The following is a 17,593-nucleotide window of genomic DNA, read 5'->3' on the forward strand; positions in this document are numbered from 1 at the left end:
ACGGTATTGAATTGCTTCAATACCGTTCCTAATATCGTAAAAGATTAGCTTATTTTAAACCGTTAACGAATTTCGTTAATTTTGATTTGTTATTAGCCGCTTTGTTTTTGTGGATAATGTTCTTTTTAGCTAAACGGTCTAACATAGAGATTACTTTTGGCAATAAATCAGATGCAGATTTTTTATCTTCTGCAGCACGTAATCTTTTAATAAAGGTACGTGTAGTTTTTGCCTGATATCTGTTACGTAAACGTTTTGTTGCGTTTGCTCTAATTCTTTTTAATGAAGATTTATGATTTGCCATTTCTATTTAGCCTTTTATTTTTCTTATTCGTTTCCTATAATTCGGGTTGCAAATATAGGATTAATGTTTTTAAATTACAAAACACTTTTAACTTTTTTTTCGTTAAAATTTAACCCCGTTTCCGAGCAGCAAAAATACATTAATAATATTCATTAATAATACTTTAACTTAATTGAATAAAAATTCTTTTCAATTCAAGAAAACAGGCTTAAAAATACTATTTTTGGGCAAACCCATTTTGCGTGAAAAAACGAATAGCCATCTTTGCATCAGGTTCTGGCTCCAATGCCCAAAAACTAATGGAGCATTTTAAGCGGAGTAATGAAATAGAAATTTCTCTGGTATTAACCAATAATGCTGAGGCCTATGTGCTACAGAGAGCTGATAATTTTGAAATCCCTACCCATATTTTTGATAAAAACGAATTCTATAAAACTGATGAAGTAATCGATTTGCTCAAAAACCTGGAGATCGACTTCATCGTTCTCGCTGGTTTTCTCTGGTTAATTCCCAAAAGCCTCATCCATGCCTACCCAGGCAGGATTGTAAATATCCACCCGGCAATCCTCCCTAAATTTGGCGGCAAGGGTATGTATGGCGATCATGTGCACAATGCCGTAATGGCTGCAGGCGAAGCCGAAGGCGGCATCACCATTCATTATGTTAATGAAAACTATGATGAAGGCGAATACATTTATCAGGCAAGATACAGAATCGACAAAAGCGATAACCTGGAAATGATCAAATTTAAAGGTCAGCAGCTTGAGCACCAGCATTATCCCCGTGTGGTGGAAACCATTGTAAAAAAGATCAAAAAGTAGTCTTATTTAGTTCAATCATATCGTCTGTTTGTTTTGGGCATCATAAATAACAGTACACTTACGATGATCAGAAATCCGATATCCAACAATGTAGCCCATTTATAGGCAATAGGGAATAACGTTACTTTTGACGGACCGTGAAGCTGCGCAAAGAAGACGCCTCCTACTATCGCAACCCCTAAAGCCACCGAAACCTGTTGCAGGGTTAGATAAATTCCAGATGAGGCACCCAGCATATCCTTTGTGATATTTTTCAGGGATATGGTCATTAGCGAAGGCAAAATCGTACCACAACCAACACCATAAACAAACAATAAGACAACGATATATATCTGATTTGCATCATTTGAACTGAATAAAAGTAAGTGAAAAACGAGAGCCACAATCATAGTGACCGATCCTGTGAGTGGTATAAATTTGCCGTATTTTGCTACCAATGGTGTAAAAAACACAGAGGCCAAAACATACCCCACTCCCTGGCAAACAAAGTATATCCCCGTACGGACTGAACTCAGCCCCATTCCATTTTGCAGGTTAATGGTATTGATCAGAAAGTAAGAATCCTGAACGAGGTAATAAAACAAAGAGATTAAAAGCCCCATCCTAAAATCAAAGTCTTTAAAAACTTTGGTACTGATCAAAGGGTTTCTCCCTTGTTTTACACTTAAGCGCTGGTAATAAATAAAAGCCAGTAACAAAACTATCGATAGCAGCAACAATGCAATGCTCCACATTGGCCAGCCCAATTCTCTTCCCTGGATAAGGGGATAAATAAATGCGATTAAGGTCAACATCAGCAATATACCCCCAATGAAATCAAACTTTTCAGTCTTCCCTAATACCCCCTCTTTAAGATACTTCATGCCCAAAATAACGGCAACTATTCCAATCGGGACATTGATAAAAAAAATCAACCGCCAGCTTTGTTCAATGATCGATAGATCAGGGATTAACCCGCCTAAAAACTGACCGGCAACAGAGGCGACACCGGCAATACTTCCATATACCCCAAGTGCTTTTACTCTTTCAGTAATATCCGGAAATAGATCAGGTATAAAAGCCATTCCCTGCGGTACCATAAATGCAGCGCTGATTCCCTGGATAAATCTTGCAGTATTTAATTGCGTGGCCGATTGGGAAAAACCACAAAGAAAGGAAGTGACTGTAAATACCATCATTCCCAATAAAAAGACTTTCTTTTTCCCGAAATATGCACCTGCCCGCCCGCCTGTAATCAGAAAAGAGGCATAGCCTATAATATACATCACAATTACAAACTGTATATCGGCATCGTTACCTTTAATTCCAGATTTAACAGATGGCAAAGCTACATTTACAATAAACAGATCTAATACGGATAAAAATATCGCTGAACTCACTATTAACAACAAGAGCCATTTTTGTTTTTTTTTCATCACCATGCTTTTCTTATATTTAAAATTTAAAGTAAGAAAACGCTTTAACGGCAATCAAGTAGTCTTATAAACCATACCAAGTATGCAAAACAGTACCAATAATGAGCATGAGGCAGTTATAAATGGACAAAATCAGGATTTATTTTTAAATGACCCACCACTGACAGGGGTGTTTAAGGTCATTGGCGGTAAATGGAAAATTATGCTCATCAAAGCTATTGCAGCAAAATGCCCTAAAAGATTCGGGGAACTTAAGCACGAGATGATTTTTTTAAGTCAGGGCACGCTCACCACGCAACTTAAAGAAATGGAGCGCGATGGTCTTATTCTCCGTGAAGCATTTGCAGAGTCTCCGCCAAGGGTAGAATATAAATTAACCGATGTAGGAAAAACCCTCCTCCCGGTAATAGATGTTTTAGAAGACTGGTGGAACAAATCCAGGCAACCAACCAAACATCGTAATCACCTATAATATAACCGGATATACAATAATGTGACAGCATTTTACAAACATGAATAAAGCTTAACAATGCAGTTAAAAAAGAAAAAATACCCGGCTAAGAAAAATATATAAATAATTTCATTTTTATTAGGTAGAGCATCTAAATAAATGCCTCTGTTTTACTACCTTTGCGGCTCAAAATTTTCAGTAGAATGAGTCAATCCATTAAAATCAAAAACGCTTTAATCTCAGTATATTATAAAGATGGTTTGGAGCCATTGGTAAAATTGTTGGCCGCGCAAGGGGTACAGTTATTTTCTACCGGTGGAACAGAGCAATTCATCAAAGATTTAAACCTTCCGGTAACGGCGGTTGAAGATTTAACAGGTTATCCATCTATTTTAGGTGGTCGTGTTAAAACCCTGCACCCTAAAGTATTTGGTGGAATTTTGAACCGCAGGGCATTAGCGGGCGACCAGGAACAGATTGCTGAATATGAGATTCCTGAAATTGACCTGGTAATTGTTGATTTATATCCTTTTGAAGAAACCGTAAAGGCAGGTGGAACACCAGAAGAAATTATCGAAAAAATCGACATTGGTGGTATTTCGTTAATCCGTGCTGCTGCGAAAAACTTTAACGATGTGGTGATTATCGCATCGAAAAACGACTACCCTACTTTACAAGCTCAATTAGAAGCGCAAAACGGAGAAACCACCCTGGCACAACGTAAATCGTTCGCCAAAACAGCTTTCCATACTTCTTCTCATTACGATACTGCAATTTTCAATTATTTTAATACAGAAGAGCCGCTTGATGTTTTTAAACAGAGTGTAACTGAAGCCAAAACTCTACGTTATGGTGAAAATCCACATCAAGGTGGTGTATTTTATGGCGATTTAGATGCCATGTTCACTAAACTTAACGGGAAGGAGTTATCATACAACAACCTGGTTGATGTTGATGCAGCCGTTGCTTTAATCGACGAATTTGAAGATCCAACTTTTGCAATCCTAAAACATACAAATGCCTGTGGTATCGCTTCGCGGCCTACAGTTAAACAGGCCTGGCTTGATGCTTTAGCTTGTGATCCGGTTTCTGCCTTTGGTGGTGTATTAATCACCAATGTAGCCGTAGATTTAGAAACTGCTCAAGAAATTAACAATCTTTTCTTTGAAGTATTAATTGCTCCTTCTTACCAGGCAGAAGCAGTAGAATTGTTCAGCAAAAAGAAAAACCGTGTTATTTTACAGCGTAACGAGGTTGAATTGAGCAAAAAACAATTTAAAACCTTATTAAACGGCGTAATTGAACAGGATAAAGATTTAATTATCGAAGGTCCGGAGCAAATGACAACCGTTACCGATAAAGCACCAACCGCACAAGAGTTAAAAGATTTATTCTTCGCAAACAAAATTGTAAAACATACTAAATCCAACACCATTGTATTGGTTAAGGATGATGTTTTGATTGCAAGTGGTGTTGGTCAGACGTCCCGTGTTGATGCATTAAGACAGGCGATTGAAAAAGCAGCAGCTTTTGGGTTCAGTGTTAAAGGTGCTGCAATGGCATCGGATGCCTTTTTCCCGTTCCCTGATTGTGTTGAGATTGCTGCTGAAGCAGGAATTACAGCTGTGCTGCAACCAGGTGGATCGATTAAAGATGCTGATTCTGTTGCTAAAGCAAATGAAAAAGGCATCGCCATGGTAACCACTGGGGTAAGACACTTTAAACACTAGTTTTTGAGCTGAAAGCTGGAAGACCAAAGCTTAAAGCTCATTGTAGCGGCTTTAGTCTTTCAGCTTTCTCCTTTTAGTTTTCTTTCAAATTTTAATTACCTCAAAAACAATTTAATAACGGAAGAAAATAAAACTTAAAACAATAAAAAAGCTATTTTTACATTAGGAATAGTATAGATTTGACAAAATAAAGAAAACATACCTTATACATGGGATTATTTAACTGGTTTACGCAAGAAGTTGCCATCGATTTAGGCACTGCGAATACCCTGATTATACATAACGACAAAGTAGTTGTAGATGAGCCATCTATCGTTGCTTTTGACCGTACTACAAACAAAGTTATTGCAATTGGCCGTCAGGCAATGCAAATGGAGGGTAAAACCCACGATAATATTAAAACTGTTCGTCCATTGAAGGATGGTGTGATTGCCGATTTCAATGCTGCTGAAGCGATGATTAAAGGGATGATCCGTATGCTGAATGGTGGTAAAGGCTGGATGTTCCCATCTTTACGTATGGTAATCTGTATCCCATCGGGTATCACCGAGGTAGAAAAACGTGCAGTGCGCGATTCGGCAGAAATTGCCGGTGCCAAAGAAGTATACTTGATCCACGAACCAATGGCTGCTGCTGTAGGTATCGGGATTGATGTGGAAGAGCCTATGGGTAACATGATTATCGATATCGGTGGCGGTACAACTGAAATTGCGGTTATTGCTTTATCTGGTATTGTATGTGATCAATCGATCCGCGTTGCCGGAGATAACTTCGACTCTGATATTGTAAACTACATCCGCCGTCAGCATAACATTATGATCGGTGACCGTACAGCAGAAAAGATTAAAATCGAAGTTGGTGCCGCTTTACCTGAACTTCAGGATGCTCCTGCCGATTTTGCGGTTCAAGGCCGTGATTTAATGACTGGTGTACCAAAACAGATTACGGTATCTTATACCGAAATTGCACACTGTTTGGATAAATCGATCTCTAAAATTGAAGAAGCGATTTTAAAAGCTTTAGAAATTACCCCTCCAGAACTTTCGGCCGATATTTACCAAACAGGTATTTATTTAACCGGTGGTGGTGCGTTATTGAGAGGTTTAGATAAACGTGTGGCGGCAAAAACGAAATTGCCTGTTCACGTTGCAGAAGATCCTCTTCGTGCGGTAGTTCGCGGAACCGGCATCGCCCTTAAAAACATTGGCGGATATAAATTCTTAATGCAATAACATTTAGTTTGGAGTTTGGGGTTGTGAGTCTGGAGTTTCCACTCATACGCCAAACTTGTAACTTTAAACTCCAAACTTTTAATTCCAAACTCAAATGCGTAACCTTTGGATTTTCATTAGCAGATACAACGCATTTTTCTTATTTATCATTTTTTTTACCATTGGGGTTTACCTCACGGTGAAAAACAATTCCTATCAGCGTAGCGTAACCCTCAACTCTACAAATGAAGTCGTAGGCACCGCATACGAAAGGCTAAATATTTTTAAAAGATATTTAAACCTCGGGATGGTAAATGACAGCCTTGCTGCAGAAAACGCCAAACTTAAAAGTCAATTGCTTGGATTAACCACCATTGATACGGCAAAAGACGTAAAGGTTGTTGATACGGTTACCAATCAGGATTATACCTATCTCGCAGCCAAAGTGGTTAAAAACTCGATTACCCTGCGTAATAACGTGATGACGATCAATAAAGGTACGGTTGATGGCATTGCCAGCGGAATGGCCGTTATTGCTCCTCAGAGAGGTGTTGTTGGCTTTATACGAGATGTTTCGGCACATTTAGCTACTATCCAATCCTTATTGCACAAAGACACAAAAATTAGTGTAACCCTTAAAAAGAATCATGCTCTGGGTTCGTTGGTTTGGGGAGATGGAAATTTTGATATCAAAAAAGCCTTTGTTAAAGAGATTCCGAACCACATTAAAATGTATGTGGGCGATACCATTGTTACATCGGGTTATGCCTCTTTTCCTGCCGGAATTTTAGTGGGAAGGATCAGCAAGGCAAATGTGGCTACGAATGATAATTTCTTATCAGCAGAACTAAATTTATTTACAGATTTTAGCACATTGCAATATGTATATGTGATTAAAAATAAAAAAGCTGAAGAGCAACAAGCTTTGGAAAGCCTAGTTAAACCCAATGAATAGTAGAATCATAATTGTAAACGTGATCAGGTGGTTTTTACTGCTTTTTGTGCAGATCTTCCTGCTCAAAAATATGGGCTTTTATGATCTTTCTACGCCATTTATTTACGTGCTTTTTTTGCTCTTGCTTCCATTTGGCATACCCAATATTGTATTGTACCTATTGGCTTTTGCAACAGGACTCACGCTAGATACTTTTTACGATACCATGGGCGTACATGCTACAGCCTGCGTAGTACTGGCCTTTGTCAGGATTTCCTTTATATCGATAAGTTTAAACCGCGACGCAATTGACGACCCAGAACCTTCGTTAAGTTATATGGGTTTCCAATGGTTTTCACTTTATGCTTTTCTTTGTGTTATTGCACACCACCTGGTGCTGTTCTTTTTAGAAACATTTAGGCTAACCGAAATTGGTTATACCTTAATGAGATGCGGCTTAAGTTGTATCTTTACACTGCTTATTATTTTATTGGTAGAGTTTATATTCTATAGAAGAACATCACGTTAATGGATCAATTATTTAACCGAAAATATATCGTTCAAGGATTATTTATAGTAATCGCCCTGATTTTATTGGGAAAGTTATTCTATATCCAGATCATTAGCGACAAGGCCTTTAGTTCTGCCGAAAGTAACGTACTGCGTAAAATTTATAAATATCCCGCCCGTGGCGCAATCCTGGACCGGAACATGAAAGTGATCGTACAGAACGAACCTGTCTACGATTTAATGGTGATCCCAAACGAGGTTAAACCTTTTGATACTCTGGCAATGGCCAATGCATTGGAAATTACGGTCGATGATGTTCGAAAAAAGCTTAAAAAAGCGAGAGCACAATCTACCTATCAATCTACATTTTTCGAAAGACAGATTTCTGTCCAGAGTTATGCGCGTTTACAGGAGATTATGTACCGTTTTCCCGGCTTTAGAACACAGGACAGAACCATCAGACATTACCCGGATAGCATTGCTGGTCAGCTTTTCGGTTATGTAAAAGAAGTAAGCCCTGATGATATTGAAAAATCTGAAGGTTATTATAAACCAGGTGATTTTATCGGTAAAAGCGGCCTTGAACGCTCTTACGAAGATTTTTTACGCGGAGAAAAGGGCGAAACAAGGATATTGTATGATGCCAAAAATATTGCTCAAGGCAGTTACGCTAATGGAAAATATGATGTTAACGCCGTATCTGGCGACCGGTTAATTTCGTCATTGGATATTAGGATTCAACGGCTTGGTGAAGAGCTGATGAAAAATAAAGTTGGTGCGATTGTAGCCATCGAGCCATCAACGGGTGAGATATTGGCTTTTGTAAGTAGTCCGGGTTACGACCCTAACCAATTGGTTGGAAAAGACTGGGGTAAAAACTACATGAGCCTGATTGCGAATCCTTACCGTCCACAGATTGTCCGCCCCATAGCCGGGCAATATTCTCCGGGATCTTCATTTAAACCTGTTGATGCTTTGGTGGCATTACAGGATGGAGCAATTGATCCAAATACCACTTTTTTCTGTCCGGGTTATTATATGGCTGGAAACCATAAGGTAAAATGCGAACACGTAGATGGTACCATTAACATGCAACGCGGTATCGCACGCTCTTGTAATACTTATTTCTGTCATGTTTTTCAGAGCATCATCACCAAAAACGGCATGAAAAACCAGCGTCAAACATATGCCAATTGGCATGAGCAGATTGCTAAATGGGGTTTTGGCCAGAAACTGGGCATTGATATGCCTTTCGAAAAAAAGGGAATATTTTATCAGGGAGATCATTATGATAAAATTTATGGCAAACGCTGGGGTTATACCACAGTAATCTCACAGGCCATTGGTCAGGGAGAAATTACCTCAACCCCATTGCAAATGGCTAACGTAATGGCCGCAATTGCCAACCGTGGTTATTATTTAAAACCGCACCTCATTAAAGGTATTGGCGACAAAAACGTGGTTAAAAAAGAATACGTAGTTAAAAATTATGTTGGCGTTGATGCCAAATACTTTCCCATTGTAATTGATGGCATGAGAGACGCGGTAAACAGCCCGTGGGGAACAGCAAAAGAATCTCAGATCCCTAATATTGTCATGTGCGGTAAAACCGGAACGGTACAAAATCCTCATGGCAAAAACCACTCAGTATTTATTGGTTTTGCACCGATGGACAAGCCGAAGATAGCCATTGCGGTAATTGTAGAAAATGGTGGTTTCGGTGGCTCATATGCAGCTCCGATTTCGAGTTTTATGGTAGAGAAATATTTAACAGATTCGATTAAACCCAGATCAAATGGTTATACCGTAAAGGCCTTCTCTGAAACGAATCTTTTACCTGCGCTTATTGATAAGACCAAAAAGGTTAAATTAAGTAAACTGGACAGTTTAAATATTAAAAAGGCAGATTCGGTTAAAAGAGTCAAAGATAGCTTAAAAATGAAACCCGCATTACTAAAACAATCGGCTGCAATTAAACCTAAAGTAGGAAAAAAGTTTGTAACTAATAATCCTGTAAACAATAAGTAATGATGCAACAACAGGGAAACCGTTTCTTTTTTAATGTAGATTGGATTACCGTTTTAATCTATATCGCATTATGCGCTATTGGTTTCATCAATATTTATGCTTCAGTGCCACCAGAACATTCGGCGGTATTCAGTTTTAACACGCTTTACGGAAAACAGCTCATCTATGTTTTCACGGGTTTGATTTTAGGGCTATCCATCTTATTATTTGACGGGCGGCTTTTTAATGTTTTCTCACCCTTTATTTATGGTGGTACATTACTGCTTTTGCTGGCCGTATTGGTGATCGGAAATAAGGTTGCGGGTAACCAGGCATGGATTGCCATCGGATCCTTTAAACTGCAACCCGCAGAATTTGCAAAGTTTGGTACGGCACTGCTCCTGGCGAGGTATGTAGGCGCATTTAATCCCAAGTTCCGTGATTTCAAATCGATTATGATTGCCGGATTAATTGTTGCAGCCCCTTTATTATTGATTATGCTTCAGCCCGATACCGGCTCTGCTCTGGTTTTCCTCGCGTTTATGTTTCCACTATACCGCGAGGGATTATCTGGTTATTTCCTGTTAATTTTCTTGGGAATGATTGTACTATTTGTGGCTGACTTTCTTGTGCCCACTTATATCCTGATCATCATTATCCTCGCAATCGCTTCACTATTTATTTATAACAACAGAAGGAAACAGAAAATCATTTTCTCTACCGTACTTGTTACCCTGTTTGCCATTGGTTATCTGTTTTTAATTAAAGTAGCTTACGAAAAAGTTTTGGCACCCCATCAGCGTAGCCGTATTGAATTGATGTTGGGTCTGAAAACCGACAATAAGGGTGCAGGTTACAACGTAATCCAGTCGCAGATTGCCATTGGTTCAGGACAGGCAACCGGCCGTGGTTTTTTACAGGGCACGCAAACAAAATATGGTTATGTACCTGAACAGAGTACCGATTTCATCTTCTCTACCATAGGGGAAGAATGGGGCTTTGCGGGCTGTTCGGTAGTAATTGGACTATATATATTCCTGCTCCTCCGATTGATTAACCTGGCTGAAAGACAGCGGTCTACATTCTCCAGAGTGTATGGCTATAGCGTAGCCTGTATCCTCTTTTTCCACGTTTTTATCAATATTGGGATGACGATTGGGATTATTCCCGTGATTGGGATTCCGCTACCATTGATCAGTTACGGTGGCTCTTCGCTTTGGAGTTTTACGATCCTGTTATTTATATTCCTGAAGCTGGACTCTAACCGGATGGGATTTATTTAATTAGTCCAGAGCCGGAAGTCTTTTTTCCAAAGTCAACAGTCAGAAGATAATGTTCATCCTTCTCATCACGATCGGATTTATTTCAAAATCTAATAGATATATGGCATTACAATACCAACTTCATGCATCCTTGTTAAAAACGAGGATGATATAAGGATCTTCTTAGCGTGGATACTGAGACAAGTTCAGTATGACGATTCATGGAGTAACACCAGTCGCTTTACGCTAAACCTCAACGCTATCCGCTTTACGCCTTCCGCCCCTACTTACTAAACCTTCTGTTCAGCAATTCGTAAAACTGATCAACCGTAGCCTGTTTATTGGCCCAGTTATTTTTTGCCGCATAATTGTTCTGAAGATAGCTATCTGCCGCTTCGAAACTGCTCATCTTATTGATAATATCGATTACCTCCGAATAGGCCAGATTATAGCCATTAAAAAGATCTTTAATAAAAAGCAGTTTTTCATTTAAATTAATCGCCTGTTTTAAATCTGCAATCGGTGCTTTAACTGGCTCTTCCCCTTTTCCATTCGTTTTGGCTAACAAATCGTTTAAGCTTGGTGTTGGATTTGAGACGGTAGGTTGCGGGGCTGGCTTTACCGGAACGGCTTCAGGTGTAAACAGCGGGCGTTCCTGCTCTACTCGTGGAGAAATAATAGGATCATCCAATTTCACATCTTTAAGCGCCTCGATAGGCTGGCTTGGCGCAGGGATCGGTTTTTCTTCTTCAATCACTGCTACTGGCTCTTCTTCCGCAACGACTAAAGGTTCTTCCTCCTCTTCCTGTGGAATTAAAAAAGGCTCAGGACCTATTTCATCTTCTTCAGTTGGTATCACTTCTGGTTGCTCCGCTAAAGCCTCTTCTTTTTCATGTATTTTCTTTTTCTGCGCTAAAATTTCTGCTTCCTCCTTACTCAATGGACGGTCAAAAATTTCTTCTACAGATTTTGCTTCGTAATCAAACTGATCATTTTCATCATGTGTACCCAGCACAAATTCAAAGGTATGATCTTCATGATCGGGTTTGAAAAAGTCTTGATTTAAAAGCGATTCGGCTTTTTCTTCTTCAATGGCTTCATCATCCAAAATTTCCTGTTCTGGTTTCACATCTACACGTTCTTCCTCTTCTTCAGCCGTTGCTACTTCTTCCAACTCCTGCGGATCGAAACACTCCTCATCTTCAACATAACTTTTTTCTACTTCAGGCAGGATGATGGTATTTTGTTCTGCCAGAAGGGGGTGATTTCCGGCTTCAACTGGCTTATCTTCTACGATCGTATTTAATTTTTTGACGATATTGACGTGATCGGAAAGAAAATGGGCATTGGCCAGAAAAAGCTCCAGCTCCAAATCGTTTAACTGTTGAGGATTTTGAGCTAAAAACTGATATTGCTCATTCAATTCTGTTAAAATATTGCCGATCTTTTTGAAAATATCCTGTTGGTTCATCATAAAATTAAAACGAATTTTTGGTCGATTTATGTTGGTAACTATGTGTTCAAAAATAACACATAATTCTCATATTTGTTCGGTTTAAAAATTATAGAACGGACATAGGGATAAAAAAGCGGGCATGTTATTTAGCGAACAAAATTTTAGAAGGAGAGGCGAATTTTCGGGAAGTATAGAAGTGGTATGTGGTTCGATGTTTTCTGGCAAAACCGAAGAACTGATCCGAAGGTTAAAAAGAGCCCAGATTGCTAAATTGAATGTCGAAATTTTCAAACCCCGTACCGACACCCGTTACCACGAAACCGCAGTGGTATCGCACGATCTAAACTCGATAAACTCTACTCCTGTCGATAGCGCATCGGCTATTTTATTGCTAGGCACCAATACCCAGGTAGTGGGCATAGATGAAGCGCAGTTTTTTGATGATGAACTGCCCGATGTTTGTAATAAACTCGCCCTTAAAGGTATCCGAGTAATTGTTGCTGGTCTGGATATGGATTTTACAGGCAAACCTTTCGGGCCGATGCCTGCGTTAATGGCCATTGCCGAACATGTAACCAAAGTAAATGCGGTTTGTGTTTGCTGTGGCAATCCTGCACTGTATAGCTACCGCACAGCGGCCGATGAAGCGACTGTTTTATTGGGTGAAAAGGAAAGCTACGAGCCACGCTGCAGGGCCTGTTATAATTTGGACAAGGGGTAGAGGTTAATTGCATAAACTGGTTAATCGGTTCATTTGCATTAATTCATCGGTAACGCCCAATTGAAAATTGCCAACTGAAAACTGATAGTTGGTTCATTTGTATTAATTCATCGGTAACTGTCGATCGAAAACTGCAAATGGGAAACCGAAAATTGGTTATCGGTCATTGTTTCACTGTTATCAATATTCGTTTTTAAAGCGCAATAGCTGTGCTAAAATTAAGGTATGTTCCCGTGTTTCGCAGTACGCTTCGGGTTTCGTTCCTCAACCCTGCAGGGTACCTGCTGCACCCGGGGCTAGGTGGCAAAAGCGCTGCTGATGCACTGAGAAACAAAACCCTCTCTATTTTTAAAAATTGTATGAAGTAAAATTTAACTGATATTTGTATGGTGAATATAAAAAACAATACCATTTCTATATTAGGTTGTGGCTGGTTTGGTCTGGCACTGGCAAAAAAACTAATCTCATTAAATTACCAAGTAAAAGGTTCTACTACAAGTTCGGAGAAGCTGGCTTTGCTCCAGGCTGAAAACATTCAACCATTTCTGGTCAATTTTACAGCAGATGAAATCGTTGCCGATCCGGCTTTTTTTGAAGCAGATACCTTGTTTATATGCATTCCCCCAAAGCGGAATTCGGCTGAACTTCAGGATTATCCCCAAAAGATCAATTCCATTTTAGCCGCAGCAAGAGATCAATCGAAACATATAGTATTGATCAGTTCGACAAGTGTTTATGCTGATGAGAATAAAGTAATTAATGAAAACAGTGAAGCGCATCCTGATACCGATTCCGGCAGGGTTGTTTTGGCAGCAGAAATACTATTTAAGGAATTATTCCCCGAAAACTGCACCGTGATCCGTTTCGCAGGCTTAATAGGCCCAGATCGTAACCCAGGCAGGTTCTTTGCAGGAAAAAGCAATGTACCCAATGGTTTGGCGCCAGTAAATTTAATCCATCAAACAGACGCAGTCGGAATTGCGGTCAAGTTGTTAGAAAAACAAGCGTTTGGTAAAACGTATAATGCCTGCTCGCCAAACCATCCGGCAAAAATGGATTTTTATACCAACGCCGCTAAAACAACAGGGCTTATTGAGCCTGATTTTATTACAGAAAAGAAAGATTGGAAAATTGTAGAGAGCCTGAATGTACCTGAGTTTTTGGGATACAAATTTAAGGTGGGGATTTAGATATACCTTCTTACGTCATTCCGAAGAGGAACGATAGCTTGCCCCTACTTTTCGGGGAAGCGATCTTAATGCATATCATATCTATTCTGATAAGCTATAGTCTTAAGATTGCTTCGTCGGCTGAAAAAGCCTTCTCGCAATGACGAATTGTAGTAACTTAACTCAGCAATCCCAACAATTCTTTTTTGGTTAAATTCTTGAATAAACTCCCATCTGTTTGGATCAGGTCTTTTACCAGATCTTTTTTAGTGGCCTGAAGTTTCATGATTTTTTCTTCAATGGTATCCGGGCAGATCAAACGCACGGCCATTACATTCTTATGCTGACCGATCCGGTACGCCCGGTCTATGGCCTGGTTTTCTACTGCAGGGTTCCACCAGGGATCAACCAGATAAACATAATCGGCTTCGGTTAAGTTCAGCCCGGTTCCGCCAGCCTTTAAACTGATCAGGAACACCGGAATATCGGCATTCTGCTGAAAAGAGCTAACCACTTCATGCCTTTTACGCGTTTGTCCGGTAAGGTATTCGTATCTGATTCCGCGATTCTCCAATTGTTTTTTAATCAGATCGAGCATGGTTACAAACTGAGAGAAAACCAGTATTTTGTGGTTTCCAGCTTTGCTTTCAATCTGTTCCATCAGCACATCAATCTTGGAAGAGGCCTGTAAATACGATTTGCCATCAGCCAGTAATGCAGCAGAATTACAGATCTGCCGCAAGGTGGTAATGCTTTTCAATACATGCATCGAACTTTTTGGCAGTTCATCATCCTGTTTACCTAGAATAAAATCCTGGATTTCCTTTTTATTGGCTTCGTACACTTCGCGTTGCTCTTCCCCCATTTCGCAATACAGTACAATTTCTGTTTTATCAGGAAGTTCCTTCGCCACCTGTTCTTTGGTTCTGCGCAGAATAAAAGGCCTGATTTTTCTTTGCAGTTCCTCTGCTCTTCTGCTATCCTTAAACTGATCAATTGGGGTGGAATATAAATCGGCGAACTGCTGTTTACTGCCAAACAGGCCCGGACAGGCAAATGAAAGCTGTCCATATAAATCAAAGGTGTTGTTCTCTATCGGTGTACCCGTTATGGCCACCTTATTCCGCGATTGCAGCATCCGAACGGCTTTATAACGTTGCGAGTCCGGATTCTTGATCAGTTGCGATTCATCTAAAAAGATGTAATTAAATCGGTAATCCTTTAAGAAACGGATATCGGATACCAGTGTTCCATAAGAGGTTAAAACGATTTCGTAATCATCGAAGGTATCAGTCGTTTTGGTACGTTCGCCTGCGTAAATGGTTTTTACTTTTATAGAAGGCGCAAATTTCTCCACTTCAGCCTTCCAGTTAAAGATTAATGAGGCCGGAACCACCACCAGGTTGGTATTGTGTTGTACCTTTTCACGCTGCGATAAAATGAAGGCCAAAACCTGAATGGTTTTCCCCAAGCCCATATCATCGGCCAAACATGATCCGAAATTAAAGTCATCCAAAAAGTTGAGCCAGTTTAAGCCATCCTTCTGGTAATGGCGTAAGGTTGCCGTTAAACCTTTCGGTACTTCCACCTCTTGAATCGAATCAGTCCCTTCAAACTTCCGTTTATATAATTTCAGCTCATTCTTTATATCCCCATCCAATAAAGCATCTTCATAAAGTTCGTTTATGGAGGCAAATTTAATTTTTGGGGTAAGAATGGCCTCTTCGGTTATCTCTCCTGCACTAAAGTAGGCCGCAAATTTTTCGATCCACTCATGTGGCAAAATGCCCTGCGTTCCATCGTCAAGGGTTACAAACTTACTTTTGTTCCTGATGGATTTATGGAGAAGTTTCAGCGCAACCTCCTGCTTGCCAAACTTCACCTTTAATTTGGTCTCAAACCAATCGGTTCCACTCAATACCTCAATATTGATTTTCGCCTTAAATTCGCTCAGTTTATTGTTCTTAAGCTGATTGAATCCTAAAATATGAATGTCTTTGTTGCGCCATCCTTCAAAAGCTTCGAGAAACCAGGCTTCCTCCAAAAAACGTTTTCGGTGCAGGTAAAAAGAATCGTAGCTGTTTTGCTCAAATAAGAAATCATTTTCCATCTGTTCATAAAAGTATGGGTGCGACCTGATTACATTCGAAATAAACTGCAGTTCTGCTTTTTCATCACGATCAAGTTTAAAAACATTTCCCAATTTATCTTTCGCCTGGATCTGTTTTTTAGACAGAACAGGAATTTCCAGATTCCCATAACGCATTACCGGCGTAAGGAGGATAAAATCTTCAGATTCTGACAGATAAATCAACTGTTCATTTTCGAGATCGAAACCCTTTTCCTCAATCTGACTTTTGGTAGCTGGTTTTAAATAAGAATAATCGACGTGAATACTGCCTTCCAACGGTACTAGAATGGCTTTTTGAAATTCTTGATATTTGGTTTTGTGCAGGATTAATCTGTTGCTCTGTTTCTTAAAGAACCCGATTACACGTAAAAAATCCAGTCTGCCAATCAAATAAAGCTGATGGTTAAGTTTAACAAAATATTGGTGCACCAACACCAGATTATCCAGTTCGTAAGATTTTCCTTCAATAATCAGCCGGCCCGTAATTTCGTAATAATCACCCCGTTGGTTTACCGAAAGGCGTAAATCGACATCCAGTAAATGGACATCAACAGCTGCAATAGTCGATGCTTGTATCGCTACAGACTGCTTGCTGTCTTGCAAATAAAATGGAATTTGACCGGGATTTTTTACGATCGCTTTTAAAGCCTCTATTTCGGCCTCACTTTGATCGTTATTGTAATTCTGCTGAAAGGTGGTAATGCCGCTATAAAACTTCACCAGATCATGATCATCGGTTTTAAACAGCAGACTTGCAGGATTAATTCCCTTTATCGGGTTTTTAACCTTGCCGCTTTTGGTGGTTTCGGCTTCAAATAATTCTACGGTTAAGTTGTTGTAATAACGGTGCTGCCCGAAAACCAGAATCATTTTGCCCTGATCGTTTTTGGAGCGCATTCTTGCGGCAGGCTTGATCGCTGGCAATAAAAGTTCCTGTAAATTTTGCTGGGCCTCTTTATTAAATGGCTGCAGGGCCTCCATTTTTGGTTTAATCTCAACCTGACCATTTTCGTATTTCAGATTAAACAGAAGATCAAGATTTTCTTCCTTTTCCAGTCCATAATCGATAGCAATTTTTCCAAGCTTTTGCCTGCGAAGATTGGCATCAAAGAAAATGAGTAAATCCTGGCGTTGAAGGATATTGTATAAAACCCTGGCCTGATGTTCACAGAGTTTATGCTTTTGACTGTCACATCTACAGGAAAGTTTTACGGAGTTTTTATTCTGCTGCACCTGGACAATCGGAAAAGGCAATTCAGAAGCTTCATCGCTGAATGCAGCAAAATCGATTTCAATCTGCTCGGGAATAAGCTGGTAAAAGCCTTTAACGTCTGTATGGATCAATCCGCTTAAATGTTTGAGGATCACAATCTGGCTCAGATTTTTCAGGTTAAAATCCTTTAAAATATAATCGTAAGGATTTTGTTCTGATACGAGATGTGCGGTTACCTGTTCACTCATTTAAACTAAA

Annotated in this window: 14 protein-coding genes; 10 read left to right on the forward strand and 4 right to left on the reverse strand. The window is 39.6% G+C overall.

Going from position 1 to position 17,593, the window contains the following annotated elements:
- Positions 1-49: 49 nt before the first annotated feature.
- A complete protein-coding gene (rpsT, locus tag AC04Q1_RS24560) occupies positions 50-304 on the reverse strand; it encodes a 30S ribosomal protein S20 (protein ID WP_029277289.1) in 255 nt (84 codons plus the stop codon).
- Positions 305-546: 242 nt separating this feature from the next.
- Between rpsT and purN the strand changes: the two genes are divergently transcribed.
- On the forward strand, positions 547-1,125 hold the full coding sequence (purN, locus tag AC04Q1_RS24565) for a phosphoribosylglycinamide formyltransferase (RefSeq protein WP_478367193.1): 579 nt from the start codon (positions 547-549) through the stop codon (positions 1,123-1,125).
- An 11-nt stretch (positions 1,126-1,136) separates the two neighbouring features.
- Here the strand turns inward: purN and AC04Q1_RS24570 are convergent, their stop codons facing one another.
- Complete coding sequence (locus AC04Q1_RS24570; RefSeq protein ID WP_478367194.1) at positions 1,137-2,540, reverse strand: MFS transporter; 1,404 nt, start codon at positions 2,538-2,540, stop codon at positions 1,137-1,139.
- 82 nt (positions 2,541-2,622) lie between these two features.
- Between AC04Q1_RS24570 and AC04Q1_RS24575 the strand changes: the two genes are divergently transcribed.
- The 7 genes from AC04Q1_RS24575 to rodA all read left to right on the forward strand — a co-directional run bounded on the left by AC04Q1_RS24575 (position 2,623) and on the right by rodA (position 10,666).
- Entirely contained in the window at positions 2,623-3,012 is a 390-nt protein-coding gene (locus tag AC04Q1_RS24575) for a winged helix-turn-helix transcriptional regulator (protein ID WP_478367195.1), read from the forward strand.
- Between the two features lie 182 nt (positions 3,013-3,194).
- A complete protein-coding gene (gene purH, locus AC04Q1_RS24580) occupies positions 3,195-4,721 on the forward strand; it encodes a bifunctional phosphoribosylaminoimidazolecarboxamide formyltransferase/IMP cyclohydrolase (protein WP_478367196.1) in 1,527 nt (508 codons plus the stop codon).
- Between the two features lie 209 nt (positions 4,722-4,930).
- Positions 4,931-5,953: a rod shape-determining protein gene (locus AC04Q1_RS24585; RefSeq protein WP_010601761.1), complete on the forward strand. Its 1,023-nt coding sequence runs from the start codon at positions 4,931-4,933 to the stop codon at positions 5,951-5,953.
- A gap of 94 nt (positions 5,954-6,047) precedes the next feature.
- On the forward strand, positions 6,048-6,887 hold the full coding sequence (gene mreC, locus AC04Q1_RS24590; RefSeq protein ID WP_478367197.1) for a rod shape-determining protein MreC: 840 nt from the start codon (positions 6,048-6,050) through the stop codon (positions 6,885-6,887).
- Entirely contained in the window at positions 6,880-7,395 is a 516-nt protein-coding gene (locus AC04Q1_RS24595; protein ID WP_478367198.1) for a rod shape-determining protein MreD, read from the forward strand. Before mreC ends, AC04Q1_RS24595 begins: the two co-directional genes overlap by 8 nt.
- Positions 7,395-9,404, forward strand: a complete 2,010-nt coding sequence (gene mrdA / locus AC04Q1_RS24600) for a penicillin-binding protein 2 (RefSeq protein WP_478367199.1) — start codon at positions 7,395-7,397, stop codon at positions 9,402-9,404. Before AC04Q1_RS24595 ends, mrdA begins: the two co-directional genes overlap by 1 nt.
- The gene (gene rodA / locus AC04Q1_RS24605; protein WP_478367200.1) at positions 9,404-10,666 is read left to right on the forward strand and encodes a rod shape-determining protein RodA; all 1,263 of its coding nucleotides are present in this window, start codon (positions 9,404-9,406) and stop codon (positions 10,664-10,666) included. The genes mrdA and rodA overlap by 1 nt, the downstream gene beginning before the upstream one ends.
- Before the next feature lie 262 nt (positions 10,667-10,928).
- Here the strand turns inward: rodA and AC04Q1_RS24610 are convergent, their stop codons facing one another.
- Positions 10,929-12,119, reverse strand: coding sequence for a hypothetical protein (locus AC04Q1_RS24610; RefSeq protein WP_478367201.1), 1,191 nt, complete (start codon positions 12,117-12,119; stop codon positions 10,929-10,931).
- Between the two features lie 121 nt (positions 12,120-12,240).
- Here AC04Q1_RS24610 and AC04Q1_RS24615 point away from each other — a divergent pair, with 121 nt between their 5' ends.
- Both AC04Q1_RS24615 and AC04Q1_RS24620 read left to right on the forward strand, forming a co-directional pair.
- Positions 12,241-12,822: a thymidine kinase gene (locus AC04Q1_RS24615; protein WP_316844232.1), complete on the forward strand. Its 582-nt coding sequence runs from the start codon at positions 12,241-12,243 to the stop codon at positions 12,820-12,822.
- A gap of 386 nt (positions 12,823-13,208) precedes the next feature.
- Positions 13,209-14,012 (forward strand): SDR family oxidoreductase, encoded by an 804-nt coding sequence (locus tag AC04Q1_RS24620; RefSeq protein WP_478367202.1) that lies wholly within the window; start codon positions 13,209-13,211, stop codon positions 14,010-14,012.
- 157 nt (positions 14,013-14,169) lie between these two features.
- On the opposite strand, the gene AC04Q1_RS24625 is transcribed toward AC04Q1_RS24620, so the two are convergent.
- On the reverse strand, positions 14,170-17,583 hold the full coding sequence (locus tag AC04Q1_RS24625) for a DEAD/DEAH box helicase (protein ID WP_478367203.1): 3,414 nt from the start codon (positions 17,581-17,583) through the stop codon (positions 14,170-14,172).
- Positions 17,584-17,593 lie beyond the last annotated feature (10 nt).

This window comes from Pedobacter humicola, from assembly GCF_056490705.1.

Bases quoted from the DNA above. Each gene is read 5' to 3' on its own strand.
- mrdA (WP_478367199.1), top strand. From the start codon at position 7,395: ATGGATCAATTATTTAACCGAAAATATATCGTTCAAGGATTATTTATA.
- rodA (WP_478367200.1), top strand. From the start codon at position 9,404: ATGATGCAACAACAGGGAAACCGTTTCTTTTTTAATGTAGATTGGATT.
- purH (WP_478367196.1), top strand. From the start codon at position 3,195: ATGAGTCAATCCATTAAAATCAAAAACGCTTTAATCTCAGTATATTAT.
- AC04Q1_RS24585 (WP_010601761.1), top strand. From the start codon at position 4,931: ATGGGATTATTTAACTGGTTTACGCAAGAAGTTGCCATCGATTTAGGC.
- AC04Q1_RS24610 (WP_478367201.1), bottom strand. From the start codon at position 12,119: ATGATGAACCAACAGGATATTTTCAAAAAGATCGGCAATATTTTAACA.
- AC04Q1_RS24575 (WP_478367195.1), top strand. From the start codon at position 2,623: ATGCAAAACAGTACCAATAATGAGCATGAGGCAGTTATAAATGGACAA.
- rpsT (WP_029277289.1), bottom strand. From the start codon at position 304: ATGGCAAATCATAAATCTTCATTAAAAAGAATTAGAGCAAACGCAACA.
- mreC (WP_478367197.1), top strand. From the start codon at position 6,048: ATGCGTAACCTTTGGATTTTCATTAGCAGATACAACGCATTTTTCTTA.
- AC04Q1_RS24615 (WP_316844232.1), top strand. From the start codon at position 12,241: ATGTTATTTAGCGAACAAAATTTTAGAAGGAGAGGCGAATTTTCGGGA.
- AC04Q1_RS24625 (WP_478367203.1), bottom strand. From the start codon at position 17,583: ATGAGTGAACAGGTAACCGCACATCTCGTATCAGAACAAAATCCTTAC.
- AC04Q1_RS24570 (WP_478367194.1), bottom strand. From the start codon at position 2,540: ATGAAAAAAAAACAAAAATGGCTCTTGTTGTTAATAGTGAGTTCAGCG.
- AC04Q1_RS24595 (WP_478367198.1), top strand. From the start codon at position 6,880: ATGAATAGTAGAATCATAATTGTAAACGTGATCAGGTGGTTTTTACTG.
- AC04Q1_RS24620 (WP_478367202.1), top strand. From the start codon at position 13,209: ATGGTGAATATAAAAAACAATACCATTTCTATATTAGGTTGTGGCTGG.